17 protein-coding genes and 1 pseudogene are annotated in these 24,889 nt (G+C 67.6%); 13 read left to right on the top strand and 5 right to left on the bottom strand.

The window, feature by feature from the left end; translation table 11 throughout:
- The first annotated feature begins 110 nt into the window (after positions 1-110).
- The 3 genes from LuPra_RS04885 to LuPra_RS04875 all read left to right on the top strand — a co-directional run bounded on the left by LuPra_RS04885 (position 111) and on the right by LuPra_RS04875 (position 3,594).
- The gene (locus LuPra_RS04885; RefSeq protein ID WP_157898751.1) at positions 111-1,529 is read left to right on the top strand and encodes a cation:proton antiporter domain-containing protein; all 1,419 of its coding nucleotides are present in this window, start codon (positions 111-113) and stop codon (positions 1,527-1,529) included.
- Between the two features lie 26 nt (positions 1,530-1,555).
- Positions 1,556-2,857 (top strand): spinster family MFS transporter, encoded by a 1,302-nt coding sequence (locus LuPra_RS04880; protein WP_157898750.1) that lies wholly within the window; start codon positions 1,556-1,558, stop codon positions 2,855-2,857.
- A 134-nt stretch (positions 2,858-2,991) separates the two neighbouring features.
- A complete protein-coding gene (locus LuPra_RS04875; protein ID WP_110169713.1) occupies positions 2,992-3,594 on the top strand; it encodes a hypothetical protein in 603 nt (200 codons plus the stop codon).
- 217 nt (positions 3,595-3,811) lie between these two features.
- Here LuPra_RS04875 and LuPra_RS04870 read toward each other — a convergent pair whose 3' ends face one another.
- Positions 3,812-5,584 carry a tetratricopeptide repeat protein gene (locus LuPra_RS04870; RefSeq protein ID WP_110169712.1) on the bottom strand — a complete coding sequence of 591 codons (1,773 nt, stop codon included), beginning with the start codon at positions 5,582-5,584 and terminating at the stop codon, positions 3,812-3,814.
- Positions 5,585-5,768: 184 nt separating this feature from the next.
- Here LuPra_RS04870 and LuPra_RS04865 point away from each other — a divergent pair, with 184 nt between their 5' ends.
- Complete coding sequence (locus tag LuPra_RS04865) at positions 5,769-6,587, top strand: alpha/beta fold hydrolase (protein WP_110169711.1); 819 nt, start codon at positions 5,769-5,771, stop codon at positions 6,585-6,587.
- Between the two features lie 505 nt (positions 6,588-7,092).
- Here LuPra_RS04865 and LuPra_RS04860 read toward each other — a convergent pair.
- A complete protein-coding gene (locus LuPra_RS04860; protein ID WP_157898749.1) occupies positions 7,093-7,557 on the bottom strand; it encodes a toll/interleukin-1 receptor domain-containing protein in 465 nt (154 codons plus the stop codon).
- 283 nt (positions 7,558-7,840) lie between these two features.
- On the opposite strand from LuPra_RS04860, the gene LuPra_RS04855 reads away from it, so the two are divergent.
- The 4 genes from LuPra_RS04855 (at position 7,841) to LuPra_RS04840 (ending at position 15,213) form a co-directional block, all read left to right on the top strand.
- The gene (locus LuPra_RS04855) at positions 7,841-9,043 is read left to right on the top strand and encodes a hypothetical protein (protein WP_110169709.1); all 1,203 of its coding nucleotides are present in this window, start codon (positions 7,841-7,843) and stop codon (positions 9,041-9,043) included.
- Between the two features lie 102 nt (positions 9,044-9,145).
- Positions 9,146-12,037 carry a caspase family protein gene (locus tag LuPra_RS04850; RefSeq protein ID WP_110169708.1) on the top strand — a complete coding sequence of 964 codons (2,892 nt, stop codon included), beginning with the start codon at positions 9,146-9,148 and terminating at the stop codon, positions 12,035-12,037.
- A gap of 1 nt (position 12,038) precedes the next feature.
- Positions 12,039-13,838, top strand: coding sequence for a gluzincin family metallopeptidase (locus LuPra_RS04845; protein WP_110169707.1), 1,800 nt, complete (start codon positions 12,039-12,041; stop codon positions 13,836-13,838).
- 76 nt (positions 13,839-13,914) lie between these two features.
- Positions 13,915-15,213 carry a hypothetical protein gene (locus LuPra_RS04840; protein WP_110169706.1) on the top strand — a complete coding sequence of 433 codons (1,299 nt, stop codon included), beginning with the start codon at positions 13,915-13,917 and terminating at the stop codon, positions 15,211-15,213.
- 15 nt (positions 15,214-15,228) lie between these two features.
- On the opposite strand, the gene LuPra_RS04835 is transcribed toward LuPra_RS04840, so the two are convergent.
- Positions 15,229-18,126: a protein kinase domain-containing protein gene (locus tag LuPra_RS04835; RefSeq protein WP_110169705.1), complete on the bottom strand. Its 2,898-nt coding sequence runs from the start codon at positions 18,124-18,126 to the stop codon at positions 15,229-15,231.
- The gene (locus LuPra_RS04830) at positions 18,123-18,713 is read right to left on the bottom strand and encodes an ECF-type sigma factor (protein WP_110169704.1); all 591 of its coding nucleotides are present in this window, start codon (positions 18,711-18,713) and stop codon (positions 18,123-18,125) included. Before LuPra_RS04830 ends, LuPra_RS04835 begins: the two co-directional genes overlap by 4 nt.
- 144 nt (positions 18,714-18,857) lie before the next feature.
- Between LuPra_RS04830 and LuPra_RS04825 the strand changes: the two genes are divergently transcribed.
- Entirely contained in the window at positions 18,858-19,421 is a 564-nt protein-coding gene (locus tag LuPra_RS04825) for a hypothetical protein (protein ID WP_110169703.1), read from the top strand.
- 161 nt (positions 19,422-19,582) lie between these two features.
- Here the strand turns inward: LuPra_RS04825 and LuPra_RS04820 are convergent, their stop codons facing one another.
- Entirely contained in the window at positions 19,583-22,321 is a 2,739-nt protein-coding gene (locus LuPra_RS04820; protein ID WP_157898748.1) for an ABC transporter permease, read from the bottom strand.
- A gap of 121 nt (positions 22,322-22,442) precedes the next feature.
- On the opposite strand from LuPra_RS04820, the gene LuPra_RS04815 reads away from it, so the two are divergent.
- The 4 genes and pseudogenes from LuPra_RS04815 to LuPra_RS04805 all read left to right on the top strand — a co-directional run bounded on the left by LuPra_RS04815 (position 22,443) and on the right by LuPra_RS04805 (position 24,862).
- Complete coding sequence (locus tag LuPra_RS04815; protein ID WP_110169701.1) at positions 22,443-22,790, top strand: PadR family transcriptional regulator; 348 nt, start codon at positions 22,443-22,445, stop codon at positions 22,788-22,790.
- A pseudogene (locus LuPra_RS32980) lies at positions 22,787-22,978 on the top strand (permease prefix domain 1-containing protein); the annotation flags it as partial. The gene LuPra_RS04815 and the pseudogene LuPra_RS32980, both read left to right, overlap by 4 nt.
- A gap of 352 nt (positions 22,979-23,330) precedes the next feature.
- Entirely contained in the window at positions 23,331-24,323 is a 993-nt protein-coding gene (locus tag LuPra_RS04810) for an ABC transporter permease (protein WP_110169700.1), read from the top strand.
- Complete coding sequence (locus tag LuPra_RS04805) at positions 24,320-24,862, top strand: hypothetical protein (protein WP_157898747.1); 543 nt, start codon at positions 24,320-24,322, stop codon at positions 24,860-24,862. Before LuPra_RS04810 ends, LuPra_RS04805 begins: the two co-directional genes overlap by 4 nt.
- Positions 24,863-24,889 lie beyond the last annotated feature (27 nt).

Genomic DNA, 24,889 nt, shown 5'->3' with positions numbered 1-24,889 from the left:
CGGCCACACACAGGCGCACCTCAGCGGCACTTCGCTTCCGGTGGTTCTTGAAGAGTTTCTTCACGCTGACGCGTGTATCGTGTCGGGATGACACCCCGGAGACGACGGCCGTGAACAAGGTTTCGCGCGTGGTGATCGAATACGCTGGGCTTGTCGGGATTCCCGTGATCGGCGTGCTCGCCGCGCTGCAGGTCGGCGCCTGGCTGCAGGCGCCAGCGGCGACCGCCACGGGCGCGTTTCGCGGGGCCGCAGCGAACGGCGGCTTCAGCCTCCCGTCGCTCCTGTTCTCGGTGGCGGTCCTCGTCGCCTGTGCCCGGCTGGCTGGTGTCGCGGCGCGCTGGCTCGGCCAACCGCAGGTGGTCGGCGAGATGGCGATGGGCATCGCCCTCGGCCCGTCGCTGCTCGGCTGGATGGCGCCGACATTTTCGCAGGCCCTGTTCCCGCCCGGCAACCATGCGCACCTGAATACCCTCAGCCAGCTCGGCCTGCTGCTGTTCATGTTCCTGGTCGGCCTCGAGTTCGACCTGAAGCGCCTGCGACACCTCGGGCACACCGCGGTGCTTGCCAGTCACGCGAGCATCACACTGCCGATGCTGCTCGGCGTCGTGCTGGCGTTGTACCTCTACCCGCGGCTCTCCTCGGCAGAAGTGCGCTTCAACGAGTTCGCCCTGTTCATGGGCACGGCCATGAGCGTGACCGCGTTCCCCGTGCTCGCCCGCATCCTGCGCGAGCGGCGGCTGCAGGACACGCGCATCGGCACCGTGGCGATCGCGTGCGCCGCGGTCGACGATGTCACGGCGTGGTGCCTGCTGGCCGGGATCGTCGCCCTGGTGCGCGTGTCGGAACATGCCCTCCCGGTCCCCTGGATGCTCGCGGGCCTTGGTGCGTTCGTCGCGGCGGTCGCCCTCCTGCGCCGGTTCGGACTCGGCGTCTTCCTGGCCAGCTACAACAGGCGCGGAAGGCTCTCCGAGGACACGGTCGCGGTCCTCCTCACGATCGTGATGGTGGCGTCGGTGTTCACCGAGTGGCTCGGACTGCACCTGCTGTTCGGAGCCTTCTTCATCGGCGTGATGCTGCCGAAGAACGAGGCGTTCGTCGAGGCCGTCACGGCGCGGTTCGAGCTCGTGGCGACGACGCTGCTGCTGCCGATCTTCTTCGCCCTCACCGGATTACGCACACAGATCGGCCTCGTGTCCGGCGGACAGATGTGGTTCTACTGCGGCCTGATCCTGGCGCTGGCCATCATCGGCAAGCTGCTCGGGTCGGCCCTGGCGGCGTGGATCTCCGGCCTGCCGCCGCGCGACGCCATCGGACTCGGCGTGCTGATGAACACGCGCGGGCTGATGGAACTGGTCGTGCTGAACCTGGGCCTCGACCTCGGCATCATCTCGCCGGCCCTGTTCTCGATGCTGGTCGTGATGGCGCTGGTGACGACCTTCATGACGACGCCGTTGCTGATGCGGCTCTATCCGAGAGCGGCACGACGCGCCTCCGGTGTACCAGCATCGTCACCGGCCTTCGAGAGCTGAGGCACGGAAACCGTTACTGTGCACGTGTGGGTCGTCCCCCGCGGTCCCTGACCGGCCAGCCCTGGTACACCCTCGCCGTCCTCACGCTCGCCAATGTGTGCGGCCTGGTTGACCGACAGGTGATCGCGCTTCTCGTCGAGCCCATCAAGCGGGACCTCCAGATCAGCGACACGCAGGTGTCGTTGCTGATGGGCCTCAGTTTCGTCCTCTTCTACTCCGTGCTGGGCGTGCCCGTCGGTGCGCTCGTTGATCGCTACAGCCGGCGACGCATCGTCGCAGCCGGCGCCCTCCTGTGGAGCGGGATGACCGTACTGTGCGGCTTCGCGCAGTCCTTCGGACAGTTGCTCGTCCTCCGCATGGGAGTCGGCGTCGGCGAAGCGACACTCGGGCCCTCAGCCGTGTCGCTGCTCGGTGACGTGTTCCCGCGTGAGAGCCGCGCCCGCGCCATGAGCGTGTTCGCACTCGGCACGTTCCTCGGGTCTGGCATCGCGTACGCGATTGGCGCGTACGTGGCGGGCGTGTCGGCCGAGGGGATGACCGTCTCCCTTCCCTTCTTCGGGCCGATCCGCTCCTGGCAGGTGGTGTTCCTGGTCGTGGGCGCGCCGGGCCTCGTCGTCGGGGCGCTGGCCCTGACGATGCATGAACCGCAGCGGGGAGCCCGCGCCGCTGCGGCGTCGCCGCGCGAGGTGTTCGACTACGTGCGCATCCATCGCCGCACCCTGGCTACGCTGGCCTTCGGATTCGCGTGCTCGTCTGCCGTCAACTACGGCATCGCGGCGTGGCTGGCCACGTTCTTCGTCCGGACGCACGCGTGGACCGCCACGGAAGCGGGCGCCCTGCAGGGCCTCCTGACGATGACCTTCGGCGTACTTGGCGCGCTCGCCGGTGGCTGGCTCACGGACCGTTGGGTCTACAGCGGTCGCGCGGACGCGCCACTACTGGTCGCAATCATCGCGGCGTTCGGCATGATCGTCACCGCCGGCGCATACCCTCTCGTTTCGTCCTCCGTGGTGGCCGCCTGGCTGCTCGTGCCCGTGAACATCTTCGCGGCCATGCCGTGGGGCGCTGCGAACGCGGCGGTTGCCGAGGCGCTGCCCACGCACCTCAGGGGACAGGGCACGGCCCTCTACCTGCTCGTGGTGAATCTCTTTGCGGGCGTCGTCGGCCCGACCAGCGTGGCCGTGATCACCGACCGAGTCTTCGCGAATCCGTCCGCGGTTCGCTATTCCCTGGCGATCTGCACGGTGTGCGGCATGGTCGCCGTCATCGCCATCCTCGGATCCGGCCGTTCGGCCTACCGACACACCGTCGCCGCGCGCCTGTCGTGAAGGGGAGGAAGGAGGATCGGCCTCGCCGTCCCTCCCATCGTGACGCCGCGCCTCACGCCCACTGGATGCCTGCGAGCACGAGGGTTCACCCGTGCGCGCAGGATGCTCGCCTTCATTCATCCAGGAGGAACACCATGTCATCGTCATCCTCTCTCGTCACCCGCGTTCGTCGCCGCAGGTTCGTGCTCGCGGTCTCCGCGCTCGCCCTCGCGCTGTCGGCAGCAACCGTCTCGCACGCGCAGGTGCAGGGGGCCAGCCAGGACCGGGACGTCATCGAAATCACTGTTGATGTCGCCGAGGATCTCGGCGGCAAGTTCGTGCCGACGCTCGTCAAGCCCGAACACACGCAACCCGAACGGGGCGCCTTCTACGTCACCGAGGGGCGCGTGTTCCCAGGCGGCACCATTCAAGGTGATGGGGCGGATTTCAATCCGTACCGAATCGGCCACGTCGGCGTCTGGATATCCCGCGGCACGCACCTGGTGTCGGCCTCGGACATTCCTGCGGCCGACTGGTGGGCCCACACGGCGCAGCTCTTCGTCCTCGGCCGCCAGGGTAAGGAGATGATGGCGAGTGAGGGCCTGGAAGGCTCGGGCGCACTCACGCGCGTCGTCACCGGCGGTGCGGGCAACTACGTCGGGTTCATCGGCGAGCAGCGGACGACGTTTCTCGGGTTCAACCCGACGGGCGGTGTGAACCTCCGCGTGACGTTCGTGCTGCGCAAGATGGTGCGCTGATCGGCGGGACGGCACGAACCTCAGGTGCGTAGCTGCGGGACTCCAACGAATCTCGCGGGCACGCCCGCCGCGCGCCCGCGAACCGCAATGCTGGAATGCGGCCATGCGGAATGTCGAGAGCGCTTGCCAGATTCGTTTGGGCCGGTGGCGCTGGCGTCATGGATACTTGTCCCGCCGCTACGCTGCCCGTCGAGCAAGCTCGACGGCTACGCATAGGCTACAGGGTCCAGGCAGTCGGCGATTCCGGCTCGTACACGCAGAACGTCCCCGTGCGTACGGCGTTCTCGAAGTGCCGGCCGAGTCGCGGATGCATGGCAGCCACTTTCCGGATCGCGCTGCGAATACGCCAGGTCACGGCCGACCGCGCCCGCTCGGCGGCGCTGCCCAGGTGCCGGGAGCGGCCTCCCAGGCCGACGGCGTCCGACAGGTGCTCGACGATGCGATCGAGCTCTTCGCGAGCGGCTTCGGCTCGACCGAGGTCACAGGCGGCATCGGCATCGTCGATCTCGCGCTGAAGGTCGCATACGCGCGCCTTCAGCTCACGGCGCGCGCGGTCGTCCAGCATGGGCGCATCACCGGCGGGTTCCGCGGGCCGATCGGCGAGTTCCAGGCAGTGCAGTTCGATGCTCGGGCGCGCGAGGAGCTGCGCGAGATCCAGGAAGCCCTTCTGGTGCGTCAATCGTACCGACACACCGCCGAACCCCATCGTCCAGAGCGGCCCATCGCGGCGCAACGTGGCCGGTGAGGCGTCGGGCGCGAGTGGGCGCGCGACGGCTTCGGGACGTCCCTCGTCGGGATCGGCTTCGAGTCCCGCGAGTGCGAGGCCGCGCGCAAGACGCTCGGCATCTTCGGGACGCCTGAACGGGTTCACGTGCAGCAGCCAGCGCAGCGGCTCACCCGGTTCGGCGGTGCGTCCGAAGCCGATGCGCTCCTGGAAGTCGTCGAGAAACCTGCGCAGGTATCGACGGGCGGACTCCATGTCCCCGGTGAACGCACAAGAGGCGGCCAGGAAGGCGGGCACGTCCACGAACATCATGGTCGGCGGCGTCAGCTCCAGGCATTCACGATCTCGACCGAGCAGGAACAGCGCGAGGCCGGCCGGCGCGGCGTACCACGTCGGATGCGCTGGGTTGAGCCGCATCGCCTTGGTGCCCGTCTCGAGCGCGGCCTCGAGATCACCAAGGTAGGCCTGGCACAGGCCCGCGTGGACGAGGACGTCGGTGTCATTGGGATTGAGCAGCAGTGCGCGCTCGACGTGGTGAGCGGCTTCGTCGTACTGACGCCGGTAAACCAGGATGCGCCCGAGCACGACCTGCACAACCGCGTCGGTCTCGTCGAGCGCGAGCGCGCGCCGTGCGTACTCGTGCGCAAGGCGCTCCTTCTCGTCCCACTTGACCCATGCCTGGCAGCTCCATTCGTTGAAGTGCGTCAGCGAGATCCCTGCGTAGGCTCGCGCATAGCCGGGATCGATCTGCAGCGCCCGCTCGAAGAAGCATCGAGCCTCGGCGTCGGCCTCCACGCTGCCGGTGCGCAAGCGCTCGAGGCCGCGTAGCCAGCAGTCGTAGGCCTCGAGGCTGGAGAGGGGCGCGCGCCGCGCGATGCCGAGCCGGGCCTCGTTGATCCGGACTGCCAGCGTGCTGGCGATGCGGGCGGCGATCGCATCCTGCACCGCGAGCAGGTCGGCGGCGGTAGCGTCGTAGCGATCGGCCCAGAGCTGCCGTCCATTGGCCGCCTCGACGAGTTGCACGTTGACTCGCACCGAACTGCCAGTACGGCGGACGCTGCCGTGGACGATGTGCGCGGCCGGAACGGGGCGGGCCGAGTCGGCGTCGAGAGGAGCGGCGCCAAACGCGCGCGGATGCAGGACTTCGAGCGTGCCGAACCGCGAGAGTTCGGTGGCGACATCCTCGACGAACCCGCGGGCGAAGTAGTCCTGCGCCGGATCGCCGGACAGATTGTCGAACGGCGCAATCGCAACGGTCGCGCTCACGTGCCCCCCTCGCTCGCGCCTCACACCGGAAGGCGCGGACTCACGCCCTTGAATTGAACGGCGCCGAGGTGCCAGCCGAACGCCATTCCAGCTCGGCGCATCCGGAACCTCAGGCCGGCTCGACCATTCGTCGAACCGGGCGCGGACAACCGCAACACGGTCATTTATCGCGAGGAGGCGTGCCATGCTGGTCATTCCCACAGCCACAGGATCAAAGGTGTCGTATACCGTCGAGGGCAGCGGTCCACCGCTGTTGCTCGTCCACGGCGCGTTCAGCGACCACGACAGCAACTGGGCACGGGTCGCACCCGAGTTGCGGCGATACGCCAGCGTCCACGCGGTGGCGAGGCGTGGCCGTGGCGCGACCGAGGCGACGTTGGGCCACTCTCTGGCGGACGAAGCACAGGACGTCCTCGCGGTCATTCGCGCCGCCGGCGAACCCGTGGCCTTGGTTGGCCATTCGTACGGCGCGCATTGTGCCCTGGTCGCCGCGGCGCGCGAGCCTCACCGCGTCACGAAACTCGTGCTCTACGAGCCCGCGTGGCCGCACTTGATCCAGCCGGATGCGTTTGCGGCGCTCGAGGCCCTTGCGGGAGCCGGCGCCTGGGATCAGCTCGCGTATGCGTTCTTCGCCAATGTGCTCCACGTCCCAAGCGAGGACCTCGATGCGGTGCGCGCCTCGGACGACTGGCCGCCGATCGTCGCCGACGCTCGAGCATCACTCGAGGATCTCCGGGCCCTGGGCGCCTACGACTTCGATGCCGCTCGGTTCGGTAACCTGCGCGTGCCCGTCCTGCTCCAGGTCGGCTCAGAGAGCCCGCGCGAGTTCTACGTCACCGACGCACTGGCCGCGGTGCTGCCTGACGCTCGCGTCGAGACTCTGGCAGGCCAGGCTCATGAGGGCATGACCACGGCACCGGCGGAATACGTGGCGTCGGTCCTCCGCTTCCTGCACGCGGACACGCCCGCCGCAGTCACGGCCACAGTTGCGACGAGGTCTTGACCCACCGGGGCAGGCCGACTGCGCCAGTGATCCCGTACGTCATCCTCGACCGCGCGTGACATCGCTGTGAAACGGGCGGCTATCGGCGCCGGCCATTGAAGGCAAGGGGGGCCATCCACCTCGAAGTCCCCGGCGACGCATCCGGCTTCAGGTCGGGCACTCCATTGACGCGCAATGCCTTTGGCATGTTCTTCCTCACACGTCCGCCGGAACGCGGCCGGTGTCGCCCGGACGTTGACACGCGAAGCTCCCAGGCGACCGGGCGTGGTCAGCCCGTGCGCCGTCTTCACCATCCAGAGGCACACACCCGCCGGGACGGCCCTGCGGTGATCGCATCAGGAGAGGACGTCGCGACGTGACCTTTCGGACACCTCAACTGGCCCGAAACGGGAAGGCGCGGGCAGGGCCTCAGGAGGGCGACGTATCAGGCCACGTTGCGGCCGGTGGAGAACCTCACCAGCGCGAGGAAGCCGGGCAACTCCGGTTGGTTGAGGAGCGAGCCACGTCATTGCTGGACGAGGGTGGCGATTTCGTACGCGACGTCGACAATCTTCTGCTTCCTCGCCGCCCCCTGGAACGTCGAGAGCGGCTTGGCCTCCCGTCTGGCGTCTTGCGGTCGTAGCTGCAGCCTGGCGAGCCATTCGACACGCTTCCAGGGGCACGGCTCGACAAGGAGAGGGTAGATCTTCATTCCGACCGCTGCATGCTGATCGAAGAGACGCGGGACCTCCTCTTTGCGCACAAACTCCGAGTTCAGGAACGGAGCCGAGATCAGCAGCAGTCCAAGCCTGGCGCCGAGCATGATCTCGTTGAGTTGCTCATACCAGTTCTCTCCGACCTGCAGCTTCGTATCGTCGCAGATGGAGACGAGCCCCTCTGCCTGAAGAACGGCGAGTTGTTCGGTGATGGCATCGAGCCACTTGGTGTCGAGGTGGCTGTAGCTGATGAACAGTCGGTTGCGGTCACCCAAGCGAACCTCCTTGACGGCGCGCGACGTGGATCGTACCGCCGCGTGTCGCGGCCAAACCCTCTCTGGGAAGACGCTCCCGGCACGCTCACCGTACAGGTGTGGTGGCGGGCGTGCAGGTGGCGCGTCACCTTCTCGGTACGCGTGCCAAACACGTCCGCGCACGTCCGCTGGGCCGACGGGCGACGGTTTCGGCACCAGGGGCAGCCGCAAGGACCTGTACGCCCATGGCGGGCTCGACGTTCATAGACGAGCCGGTGCGATCGCCGGCTTCCGCGAGGTGGCGATGCTGGAGTCTCTGGACGTACTCATTGGTCTCGTGGTCGTGCTGCTCGCCCTCAGCATGGCCGTGACGGTCATCACACAGGCGCTGACGAGCATCGTGAACAGCCGCGGGTCTCACCTGCGACAAGGCCTGACGGACCTGCTGCAGCAACTGGACGAGACGCTCGGTCCCGAGCACAGCCGGGCCATCGCGGGCGCCGTGCTCAGGCATCCCCTCGTGAGCGGCTCGAGCGTTGTCGGTACCTCCGCGCGCCGTCTCGGTAACGTCATACACCGTGAAGAGTTCACCAAACTGCTCATGGCATTCGCCGCCGGCGCGAGGGGGACGTCACTGAAGCCCGATGTCGTCGCCGCGCTGAACACGGCGCTCGCAAACAACGGTATCGGCGACCCGAACGCGAAGCTCGCACAGATCCGGATGCTGGCCCTTCAACTCGAGCAGAAGTCGCCAGAGCTGTCGCACGCGACTCGCCAGACGCTGGCCGTACTCCAGGCCGCACCCAGCGATCTCGTCGCCAAGATCAACGGCTGGTTCGACCAGAGCATGGATCGGACGTCGCAGCGGTTCACGGCGTCCACACGCGCCGTGACGTTCGTGGCCGCATTCCTGGTCGCCTTCGGCCTGCAGGTGGACACGCCAGCGCTGGTCAACCGCCTCGCTGCCGATCCAGAGCTGGTAGCGGCTCTTGTGGAACGAGCCAAATCCGTGCCGCCGCCCGAATCGAACACGCCAGCTTCGGAAGGGAGCACGGCGGCGTCCCCTCCCGACGCGAAGGACGCTGGTACCGACGCCACGACGCCGTCCGATCCTGCCGAAACCGCGACGGCTCCCGCAACGGGGAGCGCGGATGAGCCCGGCGCCCCCGCCGCTGGACAACCGTCCACCGGTGAGGGAGCGACCGGTGCCCCGAAGGAAACGCCCGCGTCTGCAGCCCGCGCGTGGTCGCGCCAGACACTCGACGTCGCCGGCATCGTTTCGCTCCCGTCCTCGTTCGAGGATTGGCAGCGTGGCTATTCGATGTCGAGCATCCTCGGAATGCTGATCACGGCGTTGTTGCTCAGCCTCGGTGCGCCGTTCTGGTACAGCGCGCTCGGCAAATTGCTGCAGCTACGCTCAGTGCTCGCGGCCAAGGACGACACCCAGCGGCAGGAGCGGCAGTCAACGACTGCGTCAGATTCGATTACGACGACCAACGTCACGTAGTCGGTCGTGGCGACGACGCGCCCTGCGTACCGACTACCTGTTCGCATATGCTTTCTGGCACAACGTCATATCTGTCCGTCCAGATCGCCGGAGGCTGTCCCGATGCGCCCAGAGATCCGTCGCCTGACCACCGATCAGTTTCTCTCGCTCCTCGCCTCCGTCCGCCCAGGTCTTGGCAGGAAGATCACCGCTGTCCACCTGCACCACACATGGCGGCCCAACCGGTCACAGTTCCGGGGCGTTGCTTCGGTACAGGCGATGCGGGACTACCACATCGGGCTGGGGTGGGACGACATCGCGCAGCATCTCACGATCGATCCGTTCGGCATCTCGTGGACGGGCCGGAACTGGAACCTGCCCCCGGCCAGTCAGAAGGGCAGGAACGGCAAGCCGGACGCCGGGCCGTTCATGATCGAGATGGTCGGCGACTTCGACACGGGACAGGACATCCTCGACGGAGAGCAACGCGCCGCCGTGTGTGCGGTCGTCGCCGGGATCCTCGACCAGTGCGGTCTCGGTACCAAGGACGTCCACTTCCACCGGGAGCTGGGCTCACCCAAGACCTGTCCCGGGACGGGGGTCGACAAGAAACAGCTGGTCACCGAGATCGACAAGGCGCTGGCGTCGCTGCGTGCCGCCCCTGCCAGCGGTGCGCGTGCGACGGGGGGGAGTGGCGCCCGCAGCAAGGCGAAAGCGAGCGTTGCCACACCGCTGCCGCTGCCGCTCGAGTATCTCGTCAGCCGCGATGTTGCGGAGCCAGTGGACAAGCCCACTGCCGGCTACGACGATCGGGAAATTCCTGAAGACGGTGCGTCGGCTCGGGCCATCGCTGCCGAAGCGGCCACCCGCGCCGGTGCTTTCGCTCGAAACGATCTGGCTGCTGTCGTCGGCCGGGACGCGGACGAATGGCTGGTTCTGCGTCCGCACGTCGTCAACCTGAGCCAGGGGAAGCTCTCGCGCCGCGGCCTGTTCAAGATGGACGACCACTCCATCGCCGACATCATCGAGGGCATCAGGAGCTATGCCGAGTCGACCCCTTCACCGCGCCTCATGCTGCACGCCCACGGCGGGCTGGTCGATGAGCGGTCGGCGCTGAACTACGCGCGCGCGGCGTTCCCGTGGTGGCGGAGTCACGGCATCTACCCGGTCTACTTCGTTTGGGAGACGGGCGCATTCGAGGTGATCAAGAACCGCCTCGGCCTCGGCCGCGGCCTCGGCGACTGGTGGGACCGCCGCTTCGAACGCTTCGCACGCCCGCTCGCCCGTCCCCTCTGGGACGACATGAAGGACTACGCCCTGAAGTCGTCCGCAACTGACGCAGGCGGCGGCGAGGCAGGTGGTGCGCGCATCTTCGCCCAGGCATTGCGCTCGCTGATCGCAAGTCCACCAGGCGGCAAGCCGATCACACTGCACGCGGTCGGCCACAGCGCCGGTGCGATCTTCCACAGCCACTTCGTGCCGGCGCTGGTCGATGCGTCGATGCAGGTCGACAGCCTCGCCTTGCTCGCGCCGGCGGTCCGCATCGATCTGTTCAAACAGATGGTCGTGCCCCACCTCACCAGCGGCAAGGTCGCACGATTCGAGATGTACACGATGGACGAAGAGGCCGAAAAGGACGACGACCTCATCGAACCGCTGGGCGTCCCGGTCTACGGCAAGTCGCTGCTCTACCTCGTGTCCAATGCCTTCGAGCCGGAGACGAACAAGGCCGCCATCCTCGGTCTCGACGAGCGGTTCCGCACCGACACCGGCATCACGGGTCTCTTCAAGCCGACCGGCGCGCACCGCCTGGAGTTCTCGCACGCGAAAGGCAAGCCGCACAACCCGGCGACGCACTCACGGATGCACGGCTGCTTCGACAATGACGACGCGACAATGCGTTCGGTGCTCGAGACGATTGCGGGGCTGCCGACGACGGTGGCATTCCCGATCAAGGACACGAAGTGCGACAAGGCGTCGTCGCGGGCGCTGGGCGCCGGTTTCGACGCAGGACGGGCGGCCTGGCCGGTGACCTCTCCTGCTCCCGCCTCGCGAGCCACGGCTGGCGCGCGGCGCGCGCTCTGCATCGGCATCGACAGCTACCCCACGAGCCCGCTTGCCGGTTGCGTCCGTGACGCGCAGACCTGGGCGGATGCGCTGCGTGGACTGCGTTTCGACGTCACCACCGTGCTGGACCGCGACGCCACGCGGCAACGGATGATCGATGCCCTCAACACGCTCGTCGGCGCGGCCAGGCCCGGGGACTCGCTCGTCTTTCAGTATTCCGGCCATGGCACGCAAGCCGAAGATCTGAACGGCGACGAAAGCGATCGCTATGACGAGGCGCTGGTGCCGATCGACTACACCAGCGGCGCGCTGCTGCTGGATGACGATCTCGCGGACGTGTATCGCCGCCTGCCCGACGGCGCCGTGCTGACCCTGCTCATGGACTGCTGTCATTCCGGCACGAATAGCCGCTTCGCGCCGTTGGACCGCAGCGTGCCTCGCAACGACGAGCGACGACGGTTTCTCCAGCTGACCCCGGCTGTCGAGGAGGCGCACCGGCGCTTCCGCGCCCGCGCACCGGCAACCGATCCGACCAACGCGGAGGAGTCGCTGCCCGGCCTCATCCATTTCGCAGCCTGCCTCGACAACCAGTTCGCGTATGAGTCCGGCGGCCAGGGCCACTTCACGCGCATCGCAGCCGCCGCGCTCGCCTCGGCGGTGTCGCGCCGCCAGACCAACGAGGACTACGGCAGCGAGGTCGCGACGCAGGTCATCGGCCTCGGCCGTCCGCAGACGCCGCGGCTGATGCGGTTGCCCGCAGGCCTCGATCAACTCCCCCTGCTCGCCGGCAAAGGCGGCGCTGGCGGCGTGGTGGATGCGGCCGACGTCGTTCCGGGGGGAAAGGCGCCAGGTGCCGGTGTACCCCAGGACGAGCGCGCAATGGCGGAATGGTGGCTGCAAATCCACGAGGCGGGCGCGGCGTACTGGCGTCAGCGCCTGGGACGTTGACGTGGCCCCGTTCAACCTCGGATCGGGACTCCTGCAGAACGCCAGGCCCGAGCCGTACCGGCGGAAGCTCGACGATCCGGTGCAGCGCGTGCTGCGCGTCTACACGCAGGACCCGGGGACGTCGAAAGCCGACGGGGCCATCGCCGAAATGGAGCTGCCCTGGGAACCGGTCGGGCCCGGACCGACCGGCAGCGTCTTCGTCGTGCGGGATATCCACAAGCCCACGGGCGACGTGTGGGCGCCCATCGACCTCGATGAGTTCCGCGTCACCGTCGACAAGGGACTCGCCCCAAGCACGACGAATCCCCGCTTCGCGCAGCAGATGACCTATGCGGTCGCGATGTCCACCTACGAGCGCTTTCGCATGGCGCTCGGCCGTCTTCCGGAGTTCTCCCCTGCCGTCCTCCGCAAGACCGAGCGAGGACGCATCGAGATCCGCCCGCACTGGGACCACGAGGACAACGCGTACTACGAGCCCGACGAGGCCGCGCTCTGCTTCGGTTACGTGAAGTCGACCGCCAGGTCGCTGGGGACCACGCAACCCGGCGCTTACGTCTTCACCTGCCTCTCGCACGACGTGATCGCGCACGAGACCTCGCATGCCATGCTCGACGGCATGCGGCCGCACCTGATGCGTCCGTCCAATCCCGACGTGGCGGCCTTCCACGAGGGGCTGGCCGATCTCGTCGCCCTGCTCATGCGGTTCCGCTACAGGGACGTCGTCCGGCGTGGACTCGAGGAGTCGAAGGACCAGACACTCGACGCTCCGCTGCTCACCGACATGGCGAAGCAGTGGGGACGCACGGACGGTGATGGGCGGGCCCCGCTCCGCGAGGTCCTGTACCGCCAGGGACCGGCCGATGCGCCGGTGCCCAGGGAGGATCGCTACAACCCGAAGAAAGAGCACCACGATCTGGGCGCGGTCCTGGTCGCAGCCGTGTTCGAGGCCATGAGCCGGATCTTCAAGAGCAAGACCAGGACCCTCCGGAAGATTGCCGAGCAGTCCCCAGGTTCGCGCGACCACCTGATTGATCTGCTGACGACGGCCGCGCGCGACCTGGCGGGTCAGTTCCTGAACATCGTCATCCGCGCGATCGACTATTGCCCGCCGGTGGACATCACGTTCGGCGAGTTCCTGCGTGCGCTCGTCACCGCGGACTGGGTGACGGTACCCGCCGATCCGTACCAGTATCGCGAAGCCCTGGTCATGGCCTTTCGCCGGTACGGCATCACGGTCCCTGGCGTGCCGGACCTGTCGGAGGAGGCGCTGCTCTGGAAGGGCCCGGAGAGGCCACTGCCGCCGATCCAGGGCTTGAGCTTCGCGGACCTGCGTCATCGGTTCGAACCAGGCTGGTTCGCGGACCAGGAGGAGAGGATCGAGCGAGCCAACGCGTTGGGGCGATACGTCACCAGCGACGACCGCCACAAGCATTTCGGCCTCGTGCCTCCCGGACGCTCCGGTGGGGTCCTCTACGACGAACCCGTCGTCGAGTCCATTCGTACGCTGCGGCGGCTCACGCCTGACGATGACCTGGACTTCCACATCGTTGCGGAAGTGACACAGCGCGCGAAAAAGGAGCGCCGATGGTACCTGGGCGGCTCGACCGTCGTCCTGGACGCCGACGGCCAGGTCCGCTTCGTGATCGGCAAGGGCATCGGCAAGTGGGATCGCCACAAGCGGACCGACGCGTTCCTGGAACGCTCAGCTGCCGAGTATCGCCAGGCGTTCGAGCAGGAGGAATGGTCGCCTGCCGCAGTGATCCGCAGGTTCCACGCGCGCAAACGGTCGAAAAAGACCTGAGGGGACAGTGGCCGGTGCGGCGTGCGCCCACCCCTGTTTCTCGGGGCCCGGATGGTAGATACTCTTGGAACTCACCATGGGTAGCAACAGAGCGCCCGACGATGCGGACCTGCCCTGGCCGGTTGCGCGTGGCGAACTCGACGACATCGAGACACTGGAACTCGAGCGCGACGCAGCCGGCAGGCTGGCCTGGAAGAACATGACGCCGCCGGGCCAGGCCTCGTACCGGGCGTGGCTGCCGAAGCGCGGGAGGGGCATGCCGACGACCCCACCGCCCGACGACGCGGCTGACGCGTGGGTCGATGATCCGATCACGTCGCGGTTTGCCAGCGAGGCGACCTCCACCGTAGTGCGGAAGCCCGCACAGCCCCCCGAGGCGCCACGAGCCCCGGCGCTGGAGGATCAGGTCGAAACCTCGACAGAGCCGACAATCGGGTCCGAAGAGGCGACTGCGGCGGCGCGGCCCTCGCTCCCGCCGTCCAGGCCGCCTGCGACGACCCCAATGCTGCAGACCACCATCACCGCGCCGGTTGGGCAGCATACGTCGACCTCGATGCCCTCCTGGCCGACTGCCGACGCTACTCCTCTGCGGTTGTCCCTGGCGATCGCGCCGAGCGGTGGGCAGCGACCGGTGCGAATGTCGTTGCCGCCGATCGCAGGGCAAACACGCACCAGGGTCGAGCGACTGGCGCTCCTCGGGACCGGGGCGCTGATCGGCGTCATGGCGTCGGTCGCCTTCAGCGTGGCGTGGCGACCGGACGGACGCCCCGCGCCGGTCGCCGCAGAGCGGCCCTCGCCGGCGCCGCCTCCGATGGTCACCGCGCCGTTGGCGACGCCGGCGGTGGCTGGTCCGCAACTGGCCACCGGCGACGTCCCGGCGGCGCCGCAAGCCGCCACCGATGTCACGCCCGTGCCAGCCTCGCCACCTGTGCAGGTCGCCGCGGCGGTCGCGCCTTCAAGGCGGGCCGTTCCGCCAGCACGCCACCCCACGCGAGCGTCCGTTGCCACTGTGACAACGAGTCGACAGGCTGCCGCGCCCGCGCCGAGCGCCGCGCCTCCGGAGGTCCTGGCCACCGTTGGCCGCTTCGCCGCGGCGTACAACCGCATGGACGCGAGCGCCACGCAGGCGGTCTGGCCGACGGCGGACCATCAGGCGCTCGTCACGACCTTCACCGCGCTTCGTGAACAGCGACTCACGCTCTCGCGGTGCGGCGGCGCCATGAATGGAGACACGGCGACCGTCCTCTGCCGCGGCACGCTGCGGTATCGACCCCGCGTGGGCAATCACGACACACAGATCGTCGAAGGGACTTGGCGATTCACGATGCTGCAGCGCGCGAATGATTGGGTCGTGGAGAACGTCGAGGCGCCCTGACGGGGTGCAGGCGCCTCAGCGCCCAGCGTTCCAGTCGAGCACGAGGGTGACGGTGGTCGCAGCGGTGTCTTCCGCAATCGCGTTGACGACGAATCGTCGACCGTCAGGAAACACGTCGTAGGCGTACGCATCGAGCCGCGCCGGCGGCCGCGGACCCAACGCGAACAGCGCCCGCGGGACACCGGCGTCGAGGCGGTTGCCCGCGGCGCGCACGTCCACGGCCATCAGGCGATTGTCGGGCGAGAGATAGAGGATCTCGCGTCCTCCGCCAGACCATCGCGGCCAGCCGCCGCCACCCGTCGAGATCAGGTGCTTGAAGCCTCGCGACGGGAATCTGTCAGCATAGACCTCGAGTCGGCCCGTTTCGTTCGAGGCATACGCGAACCATCCTCCTGCGGGCGAGAATCGCCCGTGGGTTTCGATGAACGCGGATTCGAGCAACGCCCGCGCGCCGCGTAGGTTGGACAGCGGCGCTATCCACAGGTCGCTTCGGGCGATGGCGCGCCCACCGCCGATGTAGATGATGAAGCGTCCGTCACGAGACCAGTCCGCGGCGAATCGCCCGAATCCCAACGCATCGACCTGGATCGGCCCGGCGTCGCCGCCGCCGCTGACGCCCTTGACGTGCAGATCGACCAACCCCTTGCTCATCGCGCTGTAGAGCACGCGCGTCCCGTCCGGAGACCAGACGGGAGCGAACTCCTCACCCGTGTCAAAGGTGAGCCGCTGCCGCCGGCTGCCGGCCACGTCGTAGACCCAGAGATCGCGCGAAGACCGTGCCGGGTCTCGCTCACTGATCGCCACGCGCGCCCCGTCGGGCGAGATGGCCACGTCGACATAGTCGCCTGGGGGCGCAATCACTGCGAGCTGCGTGCCGTTGCGGTCGACCGTCACGATCCGTGACTGTGTCCTGACGGCGGCCTGGTACACGAGGACGGCGTTCTCCGAGACGCTGAAGGCCGCAGTGGTCTCCGTCGCTCCCCCGGTTGAGGGCGTGACGTCCTCGGCGATCGGGAACGGCGCCCCGCGAAGCTCCATTGGCGTCGTGTCGAACGCCTGCGCCATCAACGTGCCGCCCTGCACGAACACCAGGTGACCGTTGGCGTAGCGAGCCTGCGTCACTCCTGGCAGGAGCGACCTCGGCTGATCGGGACGCGCGAGTGAGCCAAGAAAGATGCCGCGACGATCGAGCGCGCCGCCCGACGAGGTCCCGATGCTGAAGTACAGGAAGTGGTCCCCGTCCGGCAGGAAGCTGGGCTCACCATGCTGTACCTCACCGGAGCCCGGGTCAAGCCTCGTCACGGCCCTCGACTTGCCACCGCCGGCCGATATCGCGTGAATGGCCGAGGCGCTCGCCGGCGTGAACAGGATCACGCCGTCGCGGCTCCACGTGCCACTGCGGAATGCGGCGGCGCTGACCGTCACCGCCGTGTAGTCAGACAGCCTGATTGTCCTGAGCTTGTCCTGCGCGACGAACCCGATCGACCCGGAATCGGGAGACCAGAACGGAAACGACCCACCTTCGGTCTCCGGGATGGGCCGCAGCACTGCGGACGCCAGCTCGCGAATCCAGATCTGAGGCCGGCCTGACACAGAAGAAGCGACGATCGCGAGCTTGCGCCCATCCGGCGACAAGGCGAATCGCGCCTCCGACCGTGACTGCTGATCGGTGCCCGCGAGGCTCATCCCGTCCGGCAACACGAGCGATGCCACCACTCGCGCGGGCACCCTCGACCGACTTGCACCTGAGGTCCACGACGCGAAGGCGAGCGCGGCGACCGCGAGCGTGCCGAGACCAGTCACAACCAGCCAACGCCAGCCTCCGCTCGCTTGCACCGAGGCGAGGTCTGCGGCCGGTGCAGCCAGACCATTGCCCTGGTTCAGGACATCGTCGAGCGCCAGCCGAGCATCCGCGATGTCGCGCAGGCGCTTCCTCGCCTCCTTCTCGAGGCAATGGCGTAGCAGTGTGCGGACGCCGGCTGGTGTCGCCGCGGGCAGGATCGTCATGTCCGGTTCCCGCCCGAGCACGGCGGCCAGGCTATCGGTCGGGGTGTCACCGGCAAAGGGCTGACGCCCGGTGAGCAGCTCGTAGAGCAGGCAGCCGAAGGCCCAGACGTCCGTCCGCCGGTCGACGGGCAGCCCGCGCGCCTGTTCGGGACTCATGTAGGCAGGCGTGCCGAGCACGACGCCCGCGTCGGTGGCGAGCGGGGCGTCGGCCGTTGCCGGCCCGCGACCATCGAGGCTCTTCGCGACGCCGAAGTCCAGGATCTTGACGTCGCCCTCCTCCGTCACTGCGACGTTGGCCGGCTTCAGGTCGCGATGGATGATGCCCTTCTCGTGCGCAGCGTCGAGGCCGTCGGCGATTTGCCGTGCCATCGCCAGCACGCGAGACAACGGCAGGGGCGCAGTCTCGTAACGTCCGATCAGGCTCGCAAGCGTCGGCCCGTTCACGAGTTCCATGACGATCGCGATCGATCCGCCCGCATCTTCGAGACCGTACACCTGGGCGATGTGCGAGTGATTGAATGACGCCAGTACGCGGGCCTCGCGCTCCAGCCGCGACCGGCGGTCGGGATCGTCGGTCAGTCCGCTCGGCAGCACCTTGATCGCGACGTCGCGCTGCAGCCGCGGGTCGCGGGCGCGATACACCTGCCCCATCCCGCCCGTGGCGACAACCCCGAGGACGTCGTAGGGGCCGATGCGCGCCGGGTACTGCGGCGAAGACGGTTGGGGCTCTGCCTCGAACAGATGGTCGAGGGATTCTCCGCGCGCGTCAGCCGCCAGCAACGCGTCAAGCTGCTCGGCCAGCTCGGGATCGGTTGAGGTCAGCTCCGCAAGTCGGTGCGCACGGTCGGCGGGGTCGAGGTCGACGACCGTCCAGAACGCTTCCTTGAGCTTCGTCCACCGCGTCACGTGCCATTCCCGTTCACGTCCGGCAGTGCACCGAGCTGCGCCGCAAGCCAGGCGTGCGCGAACCGCAGCTCCCGCTTGACCGTCGCCAGCGACACGCTCGTGGCTTCTGCGGTTTCCTCGAGAGAAAGCCCGCCGAAGTACCGCTGTTCCACGATCTGGCCCTGCCGCGGATCGAGGACCTCGAGCCGCGCCAGCGCCTGGTCGAGCGCGTCCAACGCTTCGGCCCGTGCCTCCGAGACCCAGAGCGACTCGTCCAGTTCGACGGCCTCCACCGCGCCGCCGCGCTTGGCGGCGCGTCGCGCCCGCGCCTGGTCCACGAGTACCCGCCGCATGACCCGCGACGCCATGGCCAGGAAATGTCCACGGTCCCGGAACTGCGCGTGCCGCACGTCGATCAGCTTCATGTAGGCGTCGTGGACGAGCCCCGTCGTGTCCAGCGCGCAGTTCGAGGGCTCATGCCGCAGCCGCTGGCGCGCAAGACGACTGAGCTCGGTGTACATCAAGGGCACGAGTCGATTGAGCGCGTCGGCGTCGCCTTCGCTCCACAGGCGGAGCAGTCGCGTGACATCCGACGGGGATGTAGACATGGCAGCTGCCCACGAGCCTCGGCGCAAGGGGCCCAGGCGTGCTGCGGGGGCCTCGAGCCGGTTGTGAGCCGTTTGCGCGACAGTCTACGCCGAAAGGAACAGGAGCAGTTCTCAGCCCTGTCCTTTCGATTGAGGAGGTCGCCCGTGAACACGTCGTACGCCGTCGCCATCGTTGCTGCTGCGGTGCTGTGCACCAGTTGCAATGCGTCGAGCACACCAACGAGCCCGTCGGCCGTGCAGGGCCGTGGCTCAGCGACCGCCTCCGCTGGTGGCGCTGGAGACCAGACGGCGTCGTCGGCCGGCACGCAACTGGTGCCGTTCAAGGGCAGTCTCGAAGGTCAGCAGACGGTGACGCCGATCCAGCCACCGTTCGCCCTGGTGGACGGCTCGGCGGCCGGAACTGGCACGCATCTCGGGCTGTTCACCGTGACGTTTCCGCACACCGTGAACTTCGCGACCTCGACCGGCGAAGGCACCTACACCTTCACCGCGGCCAACGGCGCGACGCTGATCGCGCATTTCACTGGCCAGGCGCAGCGTGGCGTGGTCACCACGATCGTCGAGAATGCGACGGTCACGGGTGGTACGGGCCGCTTGTCGGGTGTCTCAGGGTCTTTCATCGTGCATCGCGTGTTCGATCCGGCCACCGGCACGACCACCGGGACTTTCGAGGGATCGATCGCGTTCGCGGATCAGTCGAACCCCTGAAAAGAGTGAAAAGAGAGAGGGAACAAGAGACAAGGAATTGCCAAGAGGGACGAGACCGAAGGATGACAGGGGGAAGGCAGGTCGCTTCTTGCCCTCTTCTCTTTTGTCTCGTCTCTCATGATTTCCTGGTTTCTTTTTCGTTCTCCCTTGTGTCTTTCGTGTTACTCGGCCCGCACCGTCTCGAGCGGATCGACGCGCGCCGCACGGTAGGCCGGTATGTAACTCGCGACAATGGTCACGACAACGAGCAGCAGCGCGACCAGCGAAAGCACGCCTGCGTCGTGTGGCTCGACTTCGTACAGCAACGTCGTCAGCAGCCGGGACGAGAGCCAGGCGGCGCCCAGGCCGATGCCGACACCCACGGCGGCGATCGTCACGGCACGGCCCAGCACCAGTCGCTGGATGTCGTGCGGCGCTGCGCCCAGCGCCATGCGGACGCCGATCTCGCGCGTGCGCTGCGCGACGCTCTGCGCCAGGACCGCGAAGACACCGACGACCGCGAGGACGAGGGCGAGCACGGCGAAGATCGACAGCAACACGCCAATCGCCCACGTCCGCCACGTCGCCTCGCCGTATCGTTCGTCCATCGACTTGATGTCGCTGAGCGGCAGATCACGATCGAGCGAAGCCACCTCGTGGCGAATCATCGGCACGAGCGCGGACGAAGGGAGCCGGCTGCGCACGAAGATCAAGCCGAACGGGCGCGGTGATTGAAGCACCGGGATGTAGACGTCAGGTCCAGGTGGCGTCTCCACCGCACGATACCGGACGTCGGCGGCCACGCCAATCACCTCGGCTCCGTCGCGAAAGCCGCCCTGTCCGATACTGATCCGCTTCCCGATCGGATCGTCGCCGGCCCACAGTTGCTTCGCGGCCGTCTCGTTGATCACCACCACCTTTGGCTGGCCCTGACGATCGCGTTCCGTGAACCCGCGGCCACGTACGAGCCGGATGCCGAGCGCGTCGAAGACGCCTGGCGATACCCACGTCACGCCGACGAGTGGACCGCTGCCGGCCGGCACGGGGGCGCGATCGGGGAAGGTCGCCCGCGTCCCGTTGCACCGATCCATGACCGGCGCGCAATGGCCGAACGCAACCGCTTGCACTTCGGGCCGCGCCTTCAGTTTCGCCAGCAGCTGTTCGATGAATGGGATGCTCCGCTCTGGCGGATACGAGTCGCCTGGCAGCGCAATCTGGAAGGTCAGCACGTGATCGGGGCGGAACCCGAGGTCGGTCTGGTTCAAACGGATCAGGCTCTTCAGCATCAGCCCGGCCGACACCAGCATGACGAGCGCCAGGGCGACCTCGGCGACCAGCAGGCCGTTGCGAAACGCCTGGCCGCGCGAGCCCATCGCGTGATGGCCACCGACGACAGGCTTCATCGGCGACGTCAGATCGCCGCGCGCTGCCTGCCATGCCGGCACGATGCCGAAGAGCATGGCGCTGACGAGACCGAGCGCGACAGCCAGGGCCGCCACCGTTGTATCGACGCCGAGCATCGAGGCGCCGACGCGCATGAGGCCGCCGGTCGGACCATGCAGCCAGGCGTTCAAGTCTGGGACGGCAGCGGATGCGAGCCGGATCGAAAGCGTCGCGACGAGTGCGCCCGCCGCAGCGCCGGCCACCGACAGCAACAGGCTCTCGATGAAGAACTGGCGACCGATGCGCAGGCGGCTGGCGCCGAGCGCGAGACGAATCGCGACCTCACGCTGCCGTGCGAGACCGCGCACGAGCGTGAGATTGGCGAGATTCACGCACGCGATCAGCAGCACGAGCCCCACTGCGCCGAGAAGGACGAGGGCTGCACGCCGCAGCAAGGGATCGATGCGCTCATCGTTGAGGGACACGGCAGCCACGCCGCTCTTCCCCACGGATCGTGGCACGGGAAACGTGGCGTCAATCTGCGCGCCGAGCGTCCGGACCGCCGTGTCGACCTGCTCGAGTGAGACGCCGGGCCGGCGTCGCGCGATCAGGTGGTAGCTGTGCGAGAACGGTTCGTTGAGGTCGAAGGGAACGGTCGGCTTCAGCGGCCGCCACACCTCGGCACGTCCGGACAAGCCGCGAAATCCCTGTGGTGTCACGCCGACGATGGTCAGGACGGTGCCGTCGAGGGTGATGGCCTTCCCCAGCACCCCCGGGTCATTGCCAAAGCGGCGCTGCCACACGCCATGGCCGATGACGGCCACGGGCGTCGCGCCGACGCGATCGTCATCAGCCGAGAACAGCCGCCCAAGGCGGGCGTCGATGCCGAGCAGCGGAAAATACGCCGCCTCGACGACCTCGCCCTGTATGCGCTCCGGCTCGCCGGCCTTCGTCAGGCTCCATTCCGTGTCCGTGAACAGACTGGTCGCCGAGAAGACCTGCTGGCCGGCACGGACGACTTCGTACTTGGGGTACGACCAGATTGTCCGGCGGTAGACGCCAGGTGCATCGTCTTCCGGCATGAGCAGGTGAACCAGTGCCAGCGCTTCAGCGTCCCTGAACGGCAGCGGCCGAATCAGCATTGCGTTGACGAGCGAGAAAATTGCGAGGTTGGCGCCGATACCGAGCGCGAGCGTCCCGATCGCCACCGCACTGAGCCCCGGATTGCGGCGCACGCTCCGGAGCCCGTAGCGGAGGTCCTTGCCGAGATTCTCCAACCAGCCCAGGCGCTGCTCGTCCCGGTACGCCTCGGCAAGCGCGTCCGGCCCGCCCAGCTTGAGCCTCGCCCTGCGACGCGCCTCGTCGAGTGGCAGTCCCGTGCGGAGTTGTTCCTGCACGAGCATCTCCAGGTGCTCGGCCAACTCCTCCCGCATGCGCTCGTCGTCTCGTCGTCCGAGCGCCGACGCGGCCAGGCGCTTCATGAATCGCCGGAGAGATGTCATCTCAGGCTCCTGTTGTATTCCAAAATGAGAGTACACGGCTTCATTTTGGAAAACAACAGGAGAAACAGCTCCGCCGACCAGTCCGGGCCGGCAGCCGGTTTCGAGCGAACGCTGGACCAGTTGACTGCCAACAGCTCGAGATGTAGGCTCCCAACACATGACACCCGACCGGAGTGACGTCCTCTACGGCACCCTCGGCTTGATGATCATCAAGATCCTGGAGGCCCTGGGCCCGTTACATGGGTATCGCATCGCGCGACGCGTCGAGCAGATCAGCGGCAATCAGATCGCACTCAATCAGGGCACGTTGTACCCCGCCCTGCTCAAGCTGGAGCAGATGGGCTGGATCTCGTCCAAATGGGGTACATCCGAGAGCGGCCGTCGCGTGAAGATCTACGCACTCACGCGCACCGGTCGCAAGCAACTCGACAAGGAAGAGGCGCAGTGGCAGCGTGCGGCGAGCATTGTCGAACGCTTCCTGAAGATCTCCGAGGACACCCCATGACGCGCCTGCGCGTCTTCCTGTTCCGGCTACGGGCCCTCGTGTGGTCCAGGCAGGTGGATCGCGAGATCGACGACGAGATCGCCAGCCACCTGGCCGAAGCCACGGAGGAGTACGTCCGGCACGGCCTTTCCCCTGAGACGGCGCGCCGGGCCGCGCACCGCAGTTTCGGCGGCACGACGCAGGCGAAAGAGGTGTATCGGGAGGTCCAGTCATTCATGTGGCTGGAGGGTCTGGCGCGTGACGTGCGCCAGGGACTTCGCAGCCTCCGCAGGAGTCCGGCGTTCACGACCGCATCGGTGGCCACGCTGGCGTTGGCGATTGGCACGAACACCGCCATGTTCAGCGTGCTCGACGCGGTGCTGCTCCGGCCGCTTCCGTATCGGTCGCCCGACCAGTTGGCGACGTTGTGGACCGAGGATCCGGCGCAGAACCTTCGCGAGGGTCGATCGGCCCTGTGGGATGTCCAGCAGTGGCGCAGTCGAAGTGAGAGTTTCGCGGACATGGCCACCTTCGATTCCGTCTCCACCCTGCTGAGTGGAGATGAAGGGGTCGAGCAGATCGTCGGCGCGAGTATCTCCCCCCAACCTGCTTCCACTGCTCGGTGTCCAGCCCGTCCTGGGGCGCAGCTTCTCGATCGAAGAAGCCGAGCAACGGCAGCGACTGGTCCTGATCAGTCATCGCTTCTGGCGGGCACGATTCGGAGGCTCGTCCAAAGCGCTCGGCGCCACGCTCGTGCTCAACGGCATGCCATCGCAGATCATCGGCGTCCTCCCCGCTGACTTCCAGGTTGCGAGGTTCGACGCGGACGTGTGGGAACCGCATCCGACGCACCCCAGCACGCGCGGCGGACAGACCTGGTTCGTCATCGGAAGACTTCGGCCGACCGCAACGTTCGAGCAGGCCCAGGCGGAGATGAGCGCACTGTCGCGCCATCTCGACGATCAGCGGCCGGCCACCGAGAGGAGCCGTGGCATCACCGTCGTCCCCGTGAGCCAGTACATGGTGGGACGACAGTCGCGGTTGGCGCTGTGGATGCTCGGCGGCGCCGTGTTCCTGGTGTTCCTGATCGCCGCTGCCAACGTCACGAGCCTCTCGCTGGCGCGCAGCAGCGCCCGCGCGCGCGAGATGGCCCTTCGCGCAGCGGTTGGGGCAAGTGCTGGACGGATCGTGCGACAGCTGCTCACCGGGAGCCTCGTGCTCGCCGCTGTCTCGGGACTCCTTGGCATGCTGCTCGCCTTGACGAGCATTCGCCTCATCCGCGCTTTCGGCACAACCTCATCCGTGGTATGTTTGCCCACTCCCTCGCCCGGGCAAACCAGCATCATCCTTTACGGCATCCGGTTCGATGCCCGGCGCGTGAGCACTGGAGGTATCCGATGCGGTTCACGGCTGTTTGTCTCGTCGTATTCGTGGGGATCGCTGCAGCAACGGTGGCCTCGGCACAAGGCACACCGCCGGCGACCGACCTGTACCACGTCCACTTCACGAAGTCCGCGCCAGGGCAGGCGGCCGCACACGCCAAGTCGCTCATGACCCCTGACAAGACCTCGCCGATGCCCGATCACTTCGTCGTGCTCCGGCATCAGGAAGGCGACGATTGGGACTACGTCGTCATCCAGCATCTCGGGCCGAAGGCCGAGGTGACGGCGGGAGGCGCGCCGCCGACGGACCCGACGCGAGGGCTCGTCGCCTGGCATAACGACACGTTCACGACCGGGCCATCGTGGAGCCAGTTCACCAAGGAAATGGGCATCGGCGGGGCGCCTGGTCAGGTATACATCGTCGGCGTCCACCGCGCCGTCGCTGGTCATCGCGAGCAGCTCCTGCAATCGCTCGGCACCACCGGGGCAGCCGGCAAGATACAGACCGGCAACGTGCTGCTGCAGCACGTCGAAGGCAGCGACTGGACCTTCGCGACCATCACGCGCTACAACTCCTGGCAGGATTTCGCGAGCGATCGGGCGGCCGCGTCATCGGCGGGAGACGCCACCGCCGGCGGCTGGGCCGACATTCGTCAGCACTCGGCGTTCCACCGCGACACCATCGCCGACCGCATCCATCCGGCGAAGTAGCCGTCGCGGCCGTCACTGATCCGGCCG

Origin of the sequence: Luteitalea pratensis (assembly GCF_001618865.1) — a bacterium.
GTDB classification, from domain to species: Bacteria; Acidobacteriota; Vicinamibacteria; order Vicinamibacterales; family Vicinamibacteraceae; genus Luteitalea; species Luteitalea pratensis.
This window is presented reverse-complemented; position numbering and strand designations above follow the sequence as displayed.